The sequence below is a fragment of the Pelolinea submarina genome, from assembly GCF_003966975.1.
Taxonomy (GTDB): Bacteria; Chloroflexota; Anaerolineae; order Anaerolineales; family Anaerolineaceae; genus Pelolinea; species Pelolinea submarina.
In genome coordinates this window covers 2,893,498-2,907,231 of record NZ_AP018437.1, presented here as the reverse complement: position 1 = coordinate 2,907,231, position 13,734 = coordinate 2,893,498, and the positions used below count along the sequence as shown (strand labels likewise).

Here is a 13,734-nt window from a genome sequence, read left to right as displayed (position 1 = left end):
ACTCCGACTTCGTGTCTGTAGCTAAGTTTTATAATTTATTTGGAGGCTGAAAGGTGCCAACTATCAATCAACTGATTCGAAAAGGTCGTACGAGTAAAAAAGTAAAGAGCAAAGCGCCTGCGCTGCTCTATACGTTCAATACCAATAAACAGCGTCGTGTACGCCAGCCAAAGGGCGCGCCGCAGAAACGTGGCGTTTGCACGGTCGTGAGGACAATGACGCCTAAGAAACCTAACTCCGCTTTGCGGAAGATTGCTCGTGTTCGTCTGACCAATCAGATTGAAGTTACAGCGTACATTCCCGGTGAAGGCCACCAATTGCAGGAGCACTCCGTGGTTATGGTTCGCGGCGGTCGTGTTAAAGATCTGCCTGGCGTTCGCTACCACATTGTGCGCGGCACTTTGGATACGACCGGCGTGAATGATCGCAATTCCAGCCGTTCCAAATACGGCACCAAAATGCCTAAATAAATTTGCAATTATCGAGATGGAGTTATTGAATGCGTAGGACAAAACCAGAAAAACGAACAGTTGAGCCTGATCTCCGCTATAACAATACCAATGTTCAGGTCCTGATCAATCATGTTTTGATTCAAGGTAAAAAGAGTACCGCTACCCGTATCGTTTACGATGCGCTGGATATCGTTGAAGACAAAACCAAGAAGAACGCGGCGGAAGTGCTGGATACGGCATTCAAGAATGTCGGCCCGGTCATGGAAGTCCGCCCTCGTCGTGTTGGTGGCGCCACTTACCAGGTTCCTATGGAGGTTGAGCCGGATCGCAAGTTGACCCTGGCGATTCGCTGGATCCTGGGTGCCACACGCAGCCGCGCGGGAAAGTCGTTTGCAGAAAAATTGTCAGCTGAGATTTTGGATGCTGCCAACAATCAGGGATCTGCAATTAAGAAAAAAGAAGAAACGCATAAAATGGCGGAGGCAAATCGCGCCTTCTCTCATTTTAGGTTTTAGTCTACTTTAACAGTCGATGTTCAGTGGTGTGAGGTGCCGGGTATGACGCGGGAATATCCTTTTGAAAGAATGCGAAATATCGGGGTAATCGCTCATATTGATGCAGGTAAAACAACAACTACTGAACGTATTTTGTTTTACACTGGAAAAACGTATAAGATGGGTTCCGTCGATGACGGAACCACTGTTACGGATTGGATGGATCAGGAGCGGGAACGGGGGATTACCATTGTTTCCGCTGCTATTACTACCGAATGGAAAGACTATCAGATCAATCTGATTGACACTCCCGGACATATCGATTTCACCGCCGAGGTTCAGCGCTCCTTGCGCGTCTTGGATGGTGGGGTGGTTGTCTTTGATGGTGTGCAGGGCGTTGAACCGCAAAGTGAAACGGTTTGGCGTCAGGCTGATCGCTATAACGTCCCCCGCATTTGCTTTGTAAATAAGCTGGATCGCATGGGTGCGTCCTATAGTTATTCAATTCAGACCATTCGCGAGAAGTTGGGGGCTAATCCCCTGCAAATGCAAATCCAGATCGGTAAAGAAGCTGATTTCAAGGGCGTCATTGACCTCTTGAATATGAAAGCGATTTTCTGGAAAGACGAAATGGGTTCAGAACCGGTGGTGGAGGAAATCCCTGCCGATATGTTGGAAGATGCCAAAGAGCAGCGGGCAGTGCTGGTTGAAAGAATTGCTGAACTGGATGACAACTTGGTGGTTAAATTCCTGGAAGGCGAAGAAATAACTGTTCCGGAATTGAAAGCGGCCATCCGTCATGCTGTCCTGACAAATACGGCTACACCTGTCTTCTGCGGTTCATCCTTGAAAAACAAGGGCGTTCAGCTGCTGTTGGATGCTGTTATCGATTATTTACCCTCGCCGGCGGAAGTGCCGCCTGTGAAGGGAACGGATCCCCATACTGAAAAAGAAATTGTGCGCAACAATTCATTGGATGAGCCGTTGTGCGCGTTGATCTTCAAGATTGTTTCCGATCCTTATGCGGGGCGTATGGCCTATTTCCGTGTTTACTCCGGTAAATTGGAACAGGGTGTAATGGCCTACAACTCTTCCAACCAAAAGAAGGAACGTGTTGGCCGTCTGATTCGTGTTTATGCTGATCATCGTGAAGATCTGGCGGAGATTGGCGCTGGCGATATCGGCGCTGTATTGGGTCTGAAGAACGCATCCACGGGTGATACCATCTGCTCGGCGCATGACCCGATTGTTCTGGAACGTATTGCGTTCCCTGAACCGGTCATCTTCGTCGCTATCGAACCGAAAACACTGGCCGACCAGGATAAACTGGCTAACGCACTGCAGAAATTATCAGAAGAAGATCCCACGTTTAGAGTCCATGTGGATGAAAACACTGGCCAAACGATTATCTCCGGTATGGGTGAGTTGCACTTGGAAATCCTGGTGGATCGTATGATGCGGGAATTCGGCGTTCAGGCCAATGTTGGCAAGCCGCGCGTGTCCTTCCGCGAGACAATTACGCGTAAGGTGCCCAAGGTTGATTACAAGTATGCCAAACAGACCGGCGGTCATGGTCAATATGGCCATGTAGTCTTCTCCATGGAACCCATGGAGCAGGGCAGCGGCATTAAATTTGAGAATAAAATTACCAAAGGCTCGGTACCAACCGAATATTTCAAGGCTGTTGAAACCGGTGTAAAAGAAGCGGCTGAGGCAGGCGTTATTGCTGGATATCCGGTTACCGATGTCTTGGTGACTTTCTATGATGGTTCCTACCATGAGGTAGATTCAAGTGAAATGGCTTTTAAGATGGCAGCCACTTTCGCCTTCCGTGAAGGTATTGAAAAAGGCAGTCCGACTTTGCTGCAGCCTATTATGGGCGTTGAAGTAGTAATTCCGGATGAATATCTTGGAGACGTTTTGGGACAATTAAGTTCGCGAAAAGCGGAAATTACCGGAATGGAACCCAAACCCGGTAATGCGCAGGCAGTACACGCGAACGTACCCTTAGCAGGAATGTTTGGGTATGCGACTGATCTTCGTTCGGCAACCCAGGGACGCGGTGTGTTTTCCATGGAATTCTCACATTATGCGCCCACCACAGAAGAAATAAAAAATTAATTTACGATTAACAGTGTTATCATAAGGAGATTAATATGGCAAAGGAAACTTACGAACGAACGAAGCCGCACATGAACGTGGGCACCATGGGTCACATTGACCATGGCAAGACCACGCTCACCGCTGCTATCACCAAATATGCCGCCATTCGCGGTATGGCGGATTTTCGCGCATTCGATACCATCGATAATGCGCCGGAAGAGAAAGCCCGCGGTATCACCATCAATATTGCTCACGTGGAATACGAGACCCCCAAGCGCCACTACGCGCATGTGGATATGCCCGGCCACCGTGACTACATCAAGAACATGATCACCGGCGCGGCCCAGGTTGACGGCGCCATTCTGGTTGTGGCAGCCCCCGATGGCCCCATGCCCCAGACACGTGAGCACGTTCTGCTGGCCCACCAGGTGGAAGTCCCCAACATCGTTGTCTTCTTGAACAAAGTCGACATGATGGACGACCCGGAACTGTTGGAACTGGTTGAACTGGAACTGCGCGAAATGCTGACCAGCTACAAATTCCCCGGCGATGAGATTCCGATCATCCGCGGCAGCGCCCTGAAGGCTTTGGAGAGCGACTCCACCGATCCGGAAGCGCCCGAATATGCCTGCATCAAGGAATTGATGGACACCATCGACGCATACTTCCCCGATCCGCAGCGTGACGTGGACAAACCCTTCATGATGCCCGTTGAGGACGTCTTCTCCATCAAGGGCCGCGGCACCGTGGTCACCGGACGTATCGATCGCGGCAAGGTCAAGGTTGGCGAAGCAGTCGAGATTGTCGGTCTGCGTGAAAAGAGCATGCCCACCGTCGTCACCGGCGTGGAAATGTTCCACAAGACCCTGAACGAAGGTATGGCCGGCGATAACGCTGGTTTATTGCTGCGCGGTGTTGAGCGCACCGACGTGGAACGCGGTATGGTGGTTGCAGCTCCCAAGAGCATCACCCCCCACACCAAATTCAACGCTGAAGTGTACGTTCTGAAGCGCGAAGAAGGCGGACGTCACAAACCGTTCTTCACCGGCTATCGCCCGCAATTCTACATCCGCACCATGGATGTGACCGGCAATATTGAATTGCCCGCTGATGTTGAAATGGTTATGCCTGGCGATAATGTCAACATGAAGGTCGAATTGATCATCCCCGTTGCTTTGGAACAGGGTTCCCAGTTCGCCATCCGCGAAGGCGGCCTCACTGTTGGTGCGGGCGTCATCACCCAAATTTTGGAATAGGTATAAAAGGAAATGGCAAAACAAAAAATTCGTATCAGACTAAAGGCTTACGATCATCGAGTTTTGGATCAGTCAGCCAAAAGAATTGTAGAAACTGCCGAGCGCAGTGGTGCTAAAGTCGTTGGCCCGGTGCCGTTGCCCACCAACATTGAAAAGTTTACTGTCCGGAGATCGACCTTTATTGATAAGGACTCTCATGAACACTTTGAGATCAGGACACACAATCGGATTATTGATGTGATGGATCCGGATTCAAAAACAATTGATATGTTGATGCGATTAAATCTGCCCGCGGGCGTAGATATTGAAATCAAGATATAATCGGGTTTGAACAAATTTTTGTTTTGTGGTAAAATTTTGCGGTTTTACAACTGAATTCGACAGAACAAGAATCGTTTTAAAAGCGAACGGTCAAAATACTTATTAGTTTGGCTTTGAAATGATTGACTGTACTGCCAGGAGATGATGCAGCTTGCCCATGCTGACAGTCTCAAAAAAAATTAATTTATATTTTAGGAGAAAAGTTAATATGTTTAAAGGGCTGATTGGGAAAAAACTTGGCATGACCCAAGTCTTTAGTGACGATGGTAACGCGTTACCGGTAACCATCATAGAGGCTGGGCCATGTTTTGTTACACAAATTCGTACCATAGCTAATGATGGCTACTCCGCAGTGCAGATTGGCTTCGAAGAAGTAAAAGAAACAAAATTAACTGGCGGGCAATTGGGTCATTTGAAACGCAATGAACTGCCCACCCTTCGCTATCTGCGCGAATTCAGAACCAGTACTCCGGAAGTAAAAGAAGGCGATAAAGTAGACGTTGCCCAATTTGAAGTTGGTAAACGTGTAGATGTTGTTGGCTTTAGCAAAGGTAAAGGCTTTGCGGGCGGCATGAAGCGTCATAATTTCCGCGGCGGTCCCAAGACCCATGGTCAATCCGATCGCGGTCGTGCTCCCGGTTCTGTCGGCGCTACCACAACCCCCGGCCGTGTTTTTAAGGGCAAAAAGATGGCTGGTCACATGGGAAATGAACGCGTATCTTCCCAGAATTTAAAGGTAGTGCTGGTTGATGTTGAAAAGAATTTAATCGGCGTAAACGGCTCGGTTCCTGGTCCACGCGGTGGGCTGGTTGTAATCAAGGATGCCAGGAAGCAATAAACGATCGAATCAGCGGGATACTTACCGCGTTTTTGGAGCTAAGAATTATGAAAGTAGACGTAGTCGATTTAAAGGGAAGTAAAGTAAAAGAGATAGAGCTGCCGGCTTCAATTTTTGAGGCACCTATCAAGCCGGATTTGATGCATCAAGCTTATGTGCGTCAAATGGCCAATGCGCGTTTGGGTACTCATGAAACCAAAGTTCGCAGTGATGTCTCTGGTGGCGGTCGCAAGCCGTGGCGCCAAAAGGGTACCGGTCGTGCGCGCCAGGGTTCAACCCGTGCAGCACAATGGGTCGGTGGTGGCAAGATTCATACACCGCATTCACGTGATTACAGCTTGAAGATGCCCCTCAAAATGCGCCGCGCGGCTGTGCGCTCTGCACTGTCAGCCAAGGCTGCTGAACAGTCGGTTGTTATTGTAGACAATTTGTCATTTGGGGAACCTAAGAGTAAGTTGCTGGCACAGGCGATTGAAAAAATCGTCGGCAAGCAAACCGCTTTGTTGGTCATTCCGGAGAAAGATAGCAAGATCGATGTGCTGCTCTCGGCGGATAACATTCCTCATGTGAAAGTTATATTGGCTAAATATTTGAATATTCGCGACATGTTGAGTTTTGACCAGATTATCATGGAAGAATCATCCATTGATGTTCTGAAGAGCTTCTTGACTGTCAAAGAGAGGGCTAAATGAGCACGGCTTTTGACGTATTGAAGAAACCCTTGATCACTGAAAAAACAGCTTACCAGTCTTCAAAGCTGAATCAATTCTCCTTTGAAGTACCGCTGGATGTAACTCGCACCCAGGTAAAAGAAGCGGTTGAAACAGCGTTTGAGGTAACAGTATTAAAGGTGAATATCATCAACGTCGCTCCTAAAGTGAGTCGGCGGGGACGTAATCGTCGCATGGCCATTCGCAAATCGGCTTACAAAAAAGCGATCGTAACCCTGAGTCCTGAAGACCGTATTCCGATTTTTGAGGGAGTAGAGTAATGAGTGTAAAGATTTATAAACCAACGACACCTGGTCAGCGAGGTATGACCGGATCGAGTTTTGAGGAAATTACCAAAACAAAACCCGAGCGTTCACTGCTTGTCTCAAAATCGAAAAAAGCCGGCCGAAATGTGTATGGTCGTATTACCGTACGTCATCAAGGCGGCGGCTCCAAACAGAGAGTCAGAATCGTAGATTTCAAACGGTCGAAAATCGGCATTCCTGCCAAAGTTTCGGCCATTGAATACGACCCCAAGCGCACAGCGCGTTTGGCTTTGCTGACTTATGCTGACGGCGAGAAGACCTACATCGTAGCTCCTCAGGGACTGCAAGTTGGTGACGAAGTCATGTCCGGCCCCGCTGCCGAAATTCGTGCAGGCAATTGTCTGCCCATTTCAGCAATCCCGGTTGGCACAATGGTTCACAATGTGGAAATACGCGAAGGCGCCGGTGGACAGTTGGTTCGCTCGGCTGGCGCGGCTGCTCAACTACTTGCCAAGGAAGGTGAGTATGCCCAGGTTCGTATGCCTTCCGGCGAAGTTCGCTTGATCCGCCAAAAATGTACCGCTTGCATTGGACAGGTTGGTAATTTGGAGCATGGACAGATCAAATTAGGTAAAGCTGGTCGTAAGCGCCATATGGGCATCCGGCCTGCAGTTCGCGGCAGCGCGATGACTCCTCGTGATCATCCTCATGGTGGTGGTGAAGGGCGTTCCCCGATTGGTATGCCCGGACCGAAATCACCTTGGGGCAAACCCACGCTTGGGTACAAGACCCGCAAGAATAAGAGCACCGATAAATATATTGTTCGCAGCAGAAATGCTGGCAAGCGATAGAGTATGTGGAGAATCACAGGAGCTGAAAGATGTCACGTTCTTTAAAGAAAGGGCCGTTCATTGCCCCGAAATTGTTGAAAAAAATTGAACAGATGAATGATAAAAACGAGAAGAAAGTAGTCCGCACCTGGAGCAGGGCGAGCACGATTTTCCCTCAGATGGTCGGTCATACTATTGCCATCCATGATGGTCGGCGCCATGTGCCGATATACATCACCGAAAACATGGTTGGTCATAAGCTAGGTGAATTTGCACCTACTCGCCATTTTCGTGGCCACGTAGCGGAAAAATCATCTTCAGCGAGAGGATAATGGAATATGGAAGCAAAAGCTGAACTGAATTATTGTTCCGTCTCCGCGCAGAAAATGCGTTTGGTTATTGATTTGGTACGCGGTAAATCAGCCGAGGAAGCACTTTCAATCTTGCGTTTCACAAACAAGAAAGCTGCTGAACCCGTTAGCAAACTGATTACTTCCGCTATGGCTAACGCCGAGAATAATTTCGGCATGAACCGTGAGGATTTGGTTATCTATCAAATAATGGCTAATGATGCTCCTTTGCGTAAATGGAGAAGATTTGGTGCGCGCGGGAGATTTAAGCCGATTTTGCGGCGCTCCTCACATGTAAAAGTTGTGCTTCGTGAGAAAGCTTAGAAGCAGGAATTATTAGAACGAGAGTGAATAGGATTAGCAAGCAGGAGAAAATATGGGTCGTAAAGTACATCCAGTAGGAATGCGCCTGGGAATCATTCGCACCTGGGAAGGGCGATGGTACGCTGAAGGACAAAATTATATTGATCAGCTTCACCAGGATATCAAGATCCGTGAAATGATCAAAAAAGCCAGTGAAAGAGCTGGTGTATCTCAAATTGAAATTGAAAGATACCCCGGTAAAGTTCGCATCGTTGTGAATACAGCGAAACCCGGAATTCTGATTGGTCGAAAAGGCGAGACTGTAAAAATTCTCAGAAAAGACCTGGAAAACCTGACCAGCAAGAAAATTGATCTTGAAATTAAAGAGATCAAGAATCCTGATTGCGACGCTTATTTGATCGCCATGAATATCGCTTCCCAGATTGAACGGCGTATCAGCTATCGCCGCGCTATGAAGCGCGCGATTCAACAAGCCATTCGCCAGGGCGCTGAAGGTGTGAAGATTCAGGTTGCCGGACGTTTGAACGGCGCAGAAATGTGCCGCACCACATGGCTGCGTGAAGGCCGTGTTCCTCTGCAGACGCTGCGTGCCGATATTGATTTCGCTCGCACGGAAGCACTGACCACTTACGGTCAGATTGGTATCAAAGTTTGGGTCTATAAGGGAGAAATACTCCCGGGCACAGAAGAAGAAATTGAAAAAACTGAAGGTGTGTACGTAAGCGAGTAGTCTCCAACGATTAACTCAACGTAGATACTGATAAAGAGGTTTTGATTATGTTAATGCCAAAAAGAGTTAAATATCGAAAGCAAATGCGCGGCCGTATGAAAGGCAAAGCGTTGCGCGGCGCTGAGATTCTCAGTGGTGAATATGCTTTGCAGGCTTTAGAGCCCGGCTGGGTTTCTGCTCGTCAAATTGAAGCAGCACGCCGTTCTATTGTCCGTACCATGAAACGTCGTGGAAAGGTCTGGATCAGAATTTTCCCTGATAAACCAATTACCAAACGCGCTGCAGAGTCACGTATGGGTAAAGGTAAGGGTGCTGTTGAATTCTGGGCGGCTGTGGTAAAACCCGGCAGAATTATGTTTGAAGTCGGCGGTTTGGATGCGGATACTTCATTGGAAGCGTTGAAACAAGCTTCCTATAAGTTCTCAATCAGAACTAAGGTCATTGCCAAACAGGAAATTATGGGAGGCAAACATGAAAGTGTCTGAAATTCGCTTGATGCCCGCTGAGGAAATCCGCACCAGGTTGCTGGATGCCAAAAAAGAGTATATGAATCTGCGCTTTCAGGCTGTCAGCGGTCAATTGACCGATACGAGCAAATTGAAAGAAGCTCGTCGTTCAATTGCTCGTTTTGAGACAATCCTGAATGAGAAATTGTTGGAAAAAGAAGTTGAAGGTGAAGCATGAATACTCGTCGAAGATTAAAAGGCGTGGTAACCGGAAATAAAATGACCAAGACTGTGATTGTCGAAGTCACTCGTACCTTCCGGCATCCGTTATACGAAAAAGTAATACACAGCTCAAAGAAACTGTTTGTCCATGATGAACTGGGCTGTAATGTCGGCGATGAGGTTCAAATTGTTGAAAGCAAGCCGATTTCAAAGAACAAATGTTTCGTGGTAGAAAAAATTCTGAGCCGGCAGGAAGTGGATGAAACCAAACCTGTAGCAGAAGAAGAGGGTTAGTAGCATGATTCAGCACGAAACTCGATTAAAAGTAGCCGATAACACCGGCGCACGTGAGTTGCTTGTGATTCATGTCATGGGTGGCTCAACCAGAAAATTTGGACATATTGGCGATGTTGTTGTGGCAACTGTAAAGTCTGCTTCACCGCAAAGCTCTGTAAAGAAAAGTGAAGTGGTCAAAGCGGTTATTGTCAGGACTTCGAAGGAATGGCGCCGCAAAGACGGTTCCAGCATTCGCTTTGATGATAATGCAGCCGTGATTCTGGATACGGATGGAGAAAATCCAAAGGGAACCCGTATCTTTGGCCCTGTCGCTCGTGAATTGCGCGAAAAAGGATACATGAAAATTGTATCTTTGGCACCGGAAGTGCTTTAGTCCTTGCGGTAGGAGAAAATAAAATGAAGATGCGAATTAAAAAGGGCGATCAGGTAGAAGTGATCGCTGGCAAAGAGCAAAACAAAGGGAAACGCGGCGAGGTAATCAAAGTATTACCCAAAGAGAACCGCGTGGTGGTACAGGGCATCAACTTGTTGACAAAGCATCAACGTCAGGTGCAATCGGAAGGCAAAACAGTCAACCCGGGTATTGTCAAATTTGAAGGCCCCATTCATGCGTCTAATGTGATGGTGGTCTGCAAAAAATGTAACAAAACAACCCGCATCGGCATCACCCGTGAAGGTGACAAAGCCGCGCGTGTTTGTAAAAAATGTGGAGGGTTGCTGGATTAATTTATTAATCCGCTGATGGAGTTTTGAATGAATGCATTAAAAGAAAAATATCGAGAAGAAGTAGCACCTGCTCTGATGAAGGAATTTGGTCTGACTAACGTCATGCAAGTTCCCACAGTCAAAAAGATCGTGGTCAACATCGGCATGGGTGAGGCTATGGATAATCCCAAATCCTTAGAGGCTGCCACCAACGACATGGTGAAAATCACGGGACAACGACCGGTACTGACCAAGGCCAAAAAGAGTATCGCCAATTTTAAATTGCGCGAAGGTCGCATTATCGGCGTCAAGGTTACTTTACGCGGCGAAAAGATGTGGGCTTTATTGGACCGGTTGGTCAATATCGCGCTTCCCCGTGTTCGTGACTTCCGTGGCGTGTCCGATAAATCATTTGACGGCCGTGGAAATTACACACTTGGTCTTCGTGAACAGCTGATTTTTCCTGAGATTGAATATGATTCAATCGATAAGTTACGCGGAATGGAATTGACCTTCGTCACCTCCGCCCCAAATGATGAACAGGCAATGTCGTTACTCAAACATTTAGGAATGCCTTTTAGGAAGGTTTAATTATGGCAAAAACATGTATGGAATATCGCGAACAGCGAAGAAAATATCCCACCCAGGTACGCAACCGCTGCATGATCTGCGGCAGACCAAGAGGATATATGCGTCGTTTTGGTGTTTGCCGGATCTGCTTTAGAGATCTGGCGCTGAAAGGAAAAATTCCAGGCGTCACCAAGTCGTCCTGGTAGAAACCGGTCCGGAGGAAATTATGGTAAATGATCCTATTGCTGATATGCTGACTCGCATCCGGAATGGTGTAATGAGCACCCAAACCGTTGTAGCTGTGCCGAGTTCAAAAATAAAAGCCGAAATTGCGAGAATCTTGAAAGAAGAAGGTTTCATCGAAGATTACGAAGTTGCCACTGGCAGTAAACCTACTCATCAAGTGATTCGAATTAAGTTGAAGTACGTGGGTGAAAGACGGAGCAAACGCCCCGTTATCACGGGAATCGAGCGCATCAGTCGCCCAGGACGCCGTGTTTATACCCAGAAGAGAGAAATTCCCTGGGTTTTATCCGGCATGGGCATTTCCATTGTGTCCACACCCAAAGGTGTAATGACCGGTCAAAACGCTCGCAAGAGCGGCGTTGGCGGGGAAATCCTTTGCAAGGTTTGGTAAAACCTGAATTCACTATGGAGGTATTGTTGTGTCTCGAATAGGAAAACTTCCCATTGAAATTCCCGGCGGCGTTGAAGTGGAATTAAATGGGTCAAACGTAACCGTAAAAGGACCGAAGGGAACCATGAAGCGTGAGTTTTCTTCCTTGGTCAGTATCGCCAAGGAAGAGGGCAGGATAGTTGTCACGCCCAGCTCGGATGAGAAAATCGTTCGTGCGCTGCATGGCACCACTCGGGCAGTCTTGAATAATATGGTTGTAGGCGTAAGCAGCGGTTTTGAACGTATTCTCGAAATCGATGGTGTCGGCTACAAAGCTGAAATGGATGGTAAGAATCTTGTGGTGAGTGTGGGTTATTCTCACCCGGTAGTGGTTGAACCTCCTGCAGGAATTGAATTTGATGTGATTGAGAAAAACCGTCAGGTTGTCATCAAGGGCATCAATAAAGAAGAAGTTGGTCAGACAGCTGCCGATATCCGCAAGATTCGTCCGCCAGAACCCTATAAGGGTAAGGGTATTCATTACCTGGGCGAGCGCATCCGCAGAAAAGCTGGAAAGACAGCCGCATAATAAAAAGGTTTGAAGCAGGAATTATATTATGGCAAATGTATCTCGAAATAAAGCAAGAATTCACAGGCACCTGAGAGTTCGCAAGAACATATTCGGTGTGGCTGATAAACCACGGCTCTGTGTTTATCGTAGCCTGAATGATATTTATGCTCAAATTATTGATGATGAAAAGGGCATTACCTTAGTTTCATCCTCCAGTATTGACCATGAGCTTCGGGCGCAGGTAGAAAAAATGACCAAGACAGAACAAGCTGTTGCGGTTGGCAAAAACATCGCCGAGCGCGCCAAAGAGAAAAAGATCAGTGAAGTGGTCTTTGATCGCGGTGGATATCAGTATATGGGTCGTGTAAAAGCTCTGGCAGATGCTGCAAGAGAAGCTGGTCTGAAGTTTTAGCCCCTGGGCGAAGGAAACTAAGAGGTAATTATGGAAAAAATGGCTTATCAAGCAGAGGAAAAAGAGTTTGACGAGAGAGTAGTGGATATCGCGCGCGTCGCCAAAGTTGTTAAAGGTGGTCGTAAGTTCCACTTTCGCGTGACGATTGTTGCGGGCGATAATAACGGAAATATCGGCTTAGGTGTAGGAAAAGCTGGCGCTGTTCCTGAAGCTATGGCTAAGGCTACCCTGCAAGCTCATAAAAATATGCGCAAGATTGCTTTGTCCGGAACGACAATTCCCCATGAAGTTATCGCAAAAGTGGGTGGCGCTGAAGTATTGCTGAAACCTGCCTCCTTGGGTACCGGCGTTATCGCTGGCGGTGGAGTTCGCGCGGTTGTGGAAGCAGCCGGTGTGCGTGATATTCTCACCAAATCCCTGGGCAGCTCGAATATGCTCAATGTGGTCAAAGCAACCTTCAAAGCCCTGGAGCAACTGCAATCCGCCCAGAATATCGCGGAAATGCGCGGTAAACCAGCTAAAGATCTTGCACCGTTCTGGGAACGGAGGAAAGATGGCTAAGAAAGAAAAGATGTTAAAGATCACTTTAGTGCGAAGTCCTATTGGCAACACTGAACGGCACAAATCGACAGTGCGTGCTTTAGGTCTGCATAAAATTGGTCAGACTATTGAACAAAAGGATTCACCCACTGTTCGTGGCATGATCTCCAAGGTGAATCATCTAATTAAAGTGGAAGAAGTTCAGGAATAGATATGAAATTACACGATCTTAAACCCAACGAGGGCGCCAAGAGAAATCGCAAACGAGTCGGTCGTGGTATTGCTGCTGGTCAGGGCAAGACCGCTGGTCGTGGTACCAAAGGCCAGCATTCTCGCACCGGTTTTGGTGGACATCTGTACCGCCAGGGCGGCAACCTACCTTTCTACCGTCGCCTTCCCTTTATGCGTGGTGAAGGTTTCCGCTCAATCAACCGTGTTGAATACAACGAAGTCAACGTCGAAACTTTGGCGAAGTTCAACGCGGGTACTGAAGTTACACCGGAATTGATGGCTGGGCAGAGGATGCTTCATAAAAATCAGAACCCTGTCGCGATTCTCGGCAATGGTGATATCAAAGTCGCTCTGACTGTGAAAGCACATCGTTTTACTGCAAGTGCGAAAGCGAAAATTGAAGCAGCTGGTGGTAAAGCTGAAGTGATTGAGATTTAGGGTATCTGGATT

At 47.7% G+C, this 13,734-nt stretch carries 25 protein-coding genes; all 25 read left to right on the top strand.

Features of this window, described 5'->3' with window-relative positions; all coding sequences use genetic code 11:
• The first annotated feature begins 53 nt into the window (after positions 1-53).
• The 25 genes from rpsL to rplO all read left to right on the top strand — a co-directional run bounded on the left by rpsL (position 54) and on the right by rplO (position 13,722).
• The gene (gene rpsL / locus Pelsub_RS12860) at positions 54-470 is read left to right on the top strand and encodes a 30S ribosomal protein S12 (RefSeq protein ID WP_116225444.1); all 417 of its coding nucleotides are present in this window, start codon (positions 54-56) and stop codon (positions 468-470) included.
• Positions 471-499: 29 nt separating this feature from the next.
• Complete coding sequence (rpsG, locus tag Pelsub_RS12855) at positions 500-967, top strand: 30S ribosomal protein S7 (RefSeq protein WP_116225443.1); 468 nt, start codon at positions 500-502, stop codon at positions 965-967.
• A 42-nt stretch (positions 968-1,009) separates the two neighbouring features.
• Positions 1,010-3,067, top strand: a complete 2,058-nt coding sequence (gene fusA, locus Pelsub_RS12850; protein WP_116225442.1) for an elongation factor G — start codon at positions 1,010-1,012, stop codon at positions 3,065-3,067.
• Positions 3,068-3,102: 35 nt separating this feature from the next.
• Positions 3,103-4,305 carry an elongation factor Tu gene (gene tuf / locus Pelsub_RS12845; RefSeq protein ID WP_116226398.1) on the top strand — a complete coding sequence of 401 codons (1,203 nt, stop codon included), beginning with the start codon at positions 3,103-3,105 and terminating at the stop codon, positions 4,303-4,305.
• A gap of 12 nt (positions 4,306-4,317) precedes the next feature.
• A complete protein-coding gene (rpsJ, locus tag Pelsub_RS12840) occupies positions 4,318-4,626 on the top strand; it encodes a 30S ribosomal protein S10 (protein ID WP_116223345.1) in 309 nt (102 codons plus the stop codon).
• Positions 4,627-4,834: 208 nt separating this feature from the next.
• Positions 4,835-5,464, top strand: a complete 630-nt coding sequence (gene rplC / locus Pelsub_RS12835; protein ID WP_116223346.1) for a 50S ribosomal protein L3 — start codon at positions 4,835-4,837, stop codon at positions 5,462-5,464.
• Positions 5,465-5,511: 47 nt separating this feature from the next.
• Positions 5,512-6,156 (top strand): 50S ribosomal protein L4, encoded by a 645-nt coding sequence (gene rplD / locus Pelsub_RS12830; RefSeq protein WP_116223347.1) that lies wholly within the window; start codon positions 5,512-5,514, stop codon positions 6,154-6,156.
• The gene (rplW, locus tag Pelsub_RS12825; protein WP_116223348.1) at positions 6,153-6,455 is read left to right on the top strand and encodes a 50S ribosomal protein L23; all 303 of its coding nucleotides are present in this window, start codon (positions 6,153-6,155) and stop codon (positions 6,453-6,455) included. The genes rplD and rplW overlap by 4 nt, the downstream gene beginning before the upstream one ends.
• Entirely contained in the window at positions 6,455-7,291 is an 837-nt protein-coding gene (gene rplB / locus Pelsub_RS12820) for a 50S ribosomal protein L2 (protein ID WP_116223349.1), read from the top strand. The genes rplW and rplB overlap by 1 nt, the downstream gene beginning before the upstream one ends.
• A 29-nt stretch (positions 7,292-7,320) precedes the next feature.
• Complete coding sequence (gene rpsS / locus Pelsub_RS12815) at positions 7,321-7,602, top strand: 30S ribosomal protein S19 (RefSeq protein WP_116223350.1); 282 nt, start codon at positions 7,321-7,323, stop codon at positions 7,600-7,602.
• A 6-nt stretch (positions 7,603-7,608) separates the two neighbouring features.
• The gene (rplV, locus tag Pelsub_RS12810; protein ID WP_116223351.1) at positions 7,609-7,944 is read left to right on the top strand and encodes a 50S ribosomal protein L22; all 336 of its coding nucleotides are present in this window, start codon (positions 7,609-7,611) and stop codon (positions 7,942-7,944) included.
• 52 nt (positions 7,945-7,996) lie between these two features.
• Positions 7,997-8,674, top strand: a complete 678-nt coding sequence (gene rpsC / locus Pelsub_RS12805) for a 30S ribosomal protein S3 (protein WP_116223352.1) — start codon at positions 7,997-7,999, stop codon at positions 8,672-8,674.
• Positions 8,675-8,721: 47 nt separating this feature from the next.
• The gene (gene rplP, locus Pelsub_RS12800) at positions 8,722-9,159 is read left to right on the top strand and encodes a 50S ribosomal protein L16 (RefSeq protein ID WP_116223353.1); all 438 of its coding nucleotides are present in this window, start codon (positions 8,722-8,724) and stop codon (positions 9,157-9,159) included.
• Entirely contained in the window at positions 9,146-9,358 is a 213-nt protein-coding gene (rpmC, locus tag Pelsub_RS12795; protein ID WP_116223354.1) for a 50S ribosomal protein L29, read from the top strand. Before rplP ends, rpmC begins: the two co-directional genes overlap by 14 nt.
• Positions 9,355-9,636: a 30S ribosomal protein S17 gene (gene rpsQ / locus Pelsub_RS12790; protein WP_116223355.1), complete on the top strand. Its 282-nt coding sequence runs from the start codon at positions 9,355-9,357 to the stop codon at positions 9,634-9,636. The genes rpmC and rpsQ overlap by 4 nt, the downstream gene beginning before the upstream one ends.
• A 4-nt stretch (positions 9,637-9,640) precedes the next feature.
• Positions 9,641-10,012 carry a 50S ribosomal protein L14 gene (rplN, locus tag Pelsub_RS12785; protein ID WP_116223356.1) on the top strand — a complete coding sequence of 124 codons (372 nt, stop codon included), beginning with the start codon at positions 9,641-9,643 and terminating at the stop codon, positions 10,010-10,012.
• Between the two features lie 29 nt (positions 10,013-10,041).
• On the top strand, positions 10,042-10,365 hold the full coding sequence (gene rplX / locus Pelsub_RS12780; protein ID WP_174233258.1) for a 50S ribosomal protein L24: 324 nt from the start codon (positions 10,042-10,044) through the stop codon (positions 10,363-10,365).
• 27 nt (positions 10,366-10,392) lie between these two features.
• Positions 10,393-10,935: a 50S ribosomal protein L5 gene (rplE, locus tag Pelsub_RS12775; protein WP_116223358.1), complete on the top strand. Its 543-nt coding sequence runs from the start codon at positions 10,393-10,395 to the stop codon at positions 10,933-10,935.
• 2 nt (positions 10,936-10,937) lie between these two features.
• Complete coding sequence (locus tag Pelsub_RS12770; protein WP_116223359.1) at positions 10,938-11,120, top strand: type Z 30S ribosomal protein S14; 183 nt, start codon at positions 10,938-10,940, stop codon at positions 11,118-11,120.
• A gap of 17 nt (positions 11,121-11,137) precedes the next feature.
• Entirely contained in the window at positions 11,138-11,551 is a 414-nt protein-coding gene (gene rpsH, locus Pelsub_RS12765; RefSeq protein WP_116223360.1) for a 30S ribosomal protein S8, read from the top strand.
• A gap of 28 nt (positions 11,552-11,579) precedes the next feature.
• On the top strand, positions 11,580-12,119 hold the full coding sequence (gene rplF / locus Pelsub_RS12760; protein ID WP_116223361.1) for a 50S ribosomal protein L6: 540 nt from the start codon (positions 11,580-11,582) through the stop codon (positions 12,117-12,119).
• A 28-nt stretch (positions 12,120-12,147) separates the two neighbouring features.
• The gene (gene rplR / locus Pelsub_RS12755) at positions 12,148-12,513 is read left to right on the top strand and encodes a 50S ribosomal protein L18 (RefSeq protein ID WP_116223362.1); all 366 of its coding nucleotides are present in this window, start codon (positions 12,148-12,150) and stop codon (positions 12,511-12,513) included.
• Positions 12,514-12,552: 39 nt separating this feature from the next.
• Positions 12,553-13,074 (top strand): 30S ribosomal protein S5, encoded by a 522-nt coding sequence (gene rpsE, locus Pelsub_RS12750; protein ID WP_198418434.1) that lies wholly within the window; start codon positions 12,553-12,555, stop codon positions 13,072-13,074.
• Positions 13,067-13,264, top strand: coding sequence for a 50S ribosomal protein L30 (gene rpmD, locus Pelsub_RS12745; protein WP_116223364.1), 198 nt, complete (start codon positions 13,067-13,069; stop codon positions 13,262-13,264). Before rpsE ends, rpmD begins: the two co-directional genes overlap by 8 nt.
• A 2-nt stretch (positions 13,265-13,266) precedes the next feature.
• A complete protein-coding gene (gene rplO, locus Pelsub_RS12740) occupies positions 13,267-13,722 on the top strand; it encodes a 50S ribosomal protein L15 (protein ID WP_116223365.1) in 456 nt (151 codons plus the stop codon).
• Positions 13,723-13,734: the final 12 nt, after the last annotated feature.

Coding starts and splice junctions, on each gene's coding strand:
- rplV (WP_116223351.1), top strand. CDS start 7,609: ATGGAAGCAAAAGCTGAACTGAATTATTGTTCCGTCTCCGCGCAGAAA.
- rplN (WP_116223356.1), top strand. CDS start 9,641: ATGATTCAGCACGAAACTCGATTAAAAGTAGCCGATAACACCGGCGCA.
- rpsJ (WP_116223345.1), top strand. CDS start 4,318: ATGGCAAAACAAAAAATTCGTATCAGACTAAAGGCTTACGATCATCGA.
- rplR (WP_116223362.1), top strand. CDS start 12,148: ATGGCAAATGTATCTCGAAATAAAGCAAGAATTCACAGGCACCTGAGA.
- rpsE (WP_198418434.1), top strand. CDS start 12,553: ATGGCTTATCAAGCAGAGGAAAAAGAGTTTGACGAGAGAGTAGTGGAT.
- rpsG (WP_116225443.1), top strand. CDS start 500: ATGCGTAGGACAAAACCAGAAAAACGAACAGTTGAGCCTGATCTCCGC.
- rplB (WP_116223349.1), top strand. CDS start 6,455: ATGAGTGTAAAGATTTATAAACCAACGACACCTGGTCAGCGAGGTATG.
- rpsC (WP_116223352.1), top strand. CDS start 7,997: ATGGGTCGTAAAGTACATCCAGTAGGAATGCGCCTGGGAATCATTCGC.
- rplD (WP_116223347.1), top strand. CDS start 5,512: ATGAAAGTAGACGTAGTCGATTTAAAGGGAAGTAAAGTAAAAGAGATA.
- rpsS (WP_116223350.1), top strand. CDS start 7,321: ATGTCACGTTCTTTAAAGAAAGGGCCGTTCATTGCCCCGAAATTGTTG.
- Pelsub_RS12770 (WP_116223359.1), top strand. CDS start 10,938: ATGGCAAAAACATGTATGGAATATCGCGAACAGCGAAGAAAATATCCC.
- rplE (WP_116223358.1), top strand. CDS start 10,393: ATGAATGCATTAAAAGAAAAATATCGAGAAGAAGTAGCACCTGCTCTG.
- rplC (WP_116223346.1), top strand. CDS start 4,835: ATGTTTAAAGGGCTGATTGGGAAAAAACTTGGCATGACCCAAGTCTTT.
- rpsQ (WP_116223355.1), top strand. CDS start 9,355: ATGAATACTCGTCGAAGATTAAAAGGCGTGGTAACCGGAAATAAAATG.
- rpmC (WP_116223354.1), top strand. CDS start 9,146: ATGAAAGTGTCTGAAATTCGCTTGATGCCCGCTGAGGAAATCCGCACC.
- rpmD (WP_116223364.1), top strand. CDS start 13,067: ATGGCTAAGAAAGAAAAGATGTTAAAGATCACTTTAGTGCGAAGTCCT.
- rplP (WP_116223353.1), top strand. CDS start 8,722: ATGTTAATGCCAAAAAGAGTTAAATATCGAAAGCAAATGCGCGGCCGT.
- rplX (WP_174233258.1), top strand. CDS start 10,042: ATGCGAATTAAAAAGGGCGATCAGGTAGAAGTGATCGCTGGCAAAGAG.
- rplO (WP_116223365.1), top strand. CDS start 13,267: ATGAAATTACACGATCTTAAACCCAACGAGGGCGCCAAGAGAAATCGC.
- fusA (WP_116225442.1), top strand. CDS start 1,010: ATGACGCGGGAATATCCTTTTGAAAGAATGCGAAATATCGGGGTAATC.
- rplW (WP_116223348.1), top strand. CDS start 6,153: ATGAGCACGGCTTTTGACGTATTGAAGAAACCCTTGATCACTGAAAAA.
- tuf (WP_116226398.1), top strand. CDS start 3,103: ATGGCAAAGGAAACTTACGAACGAACGAAGCCGCACATGAACGTGGGC.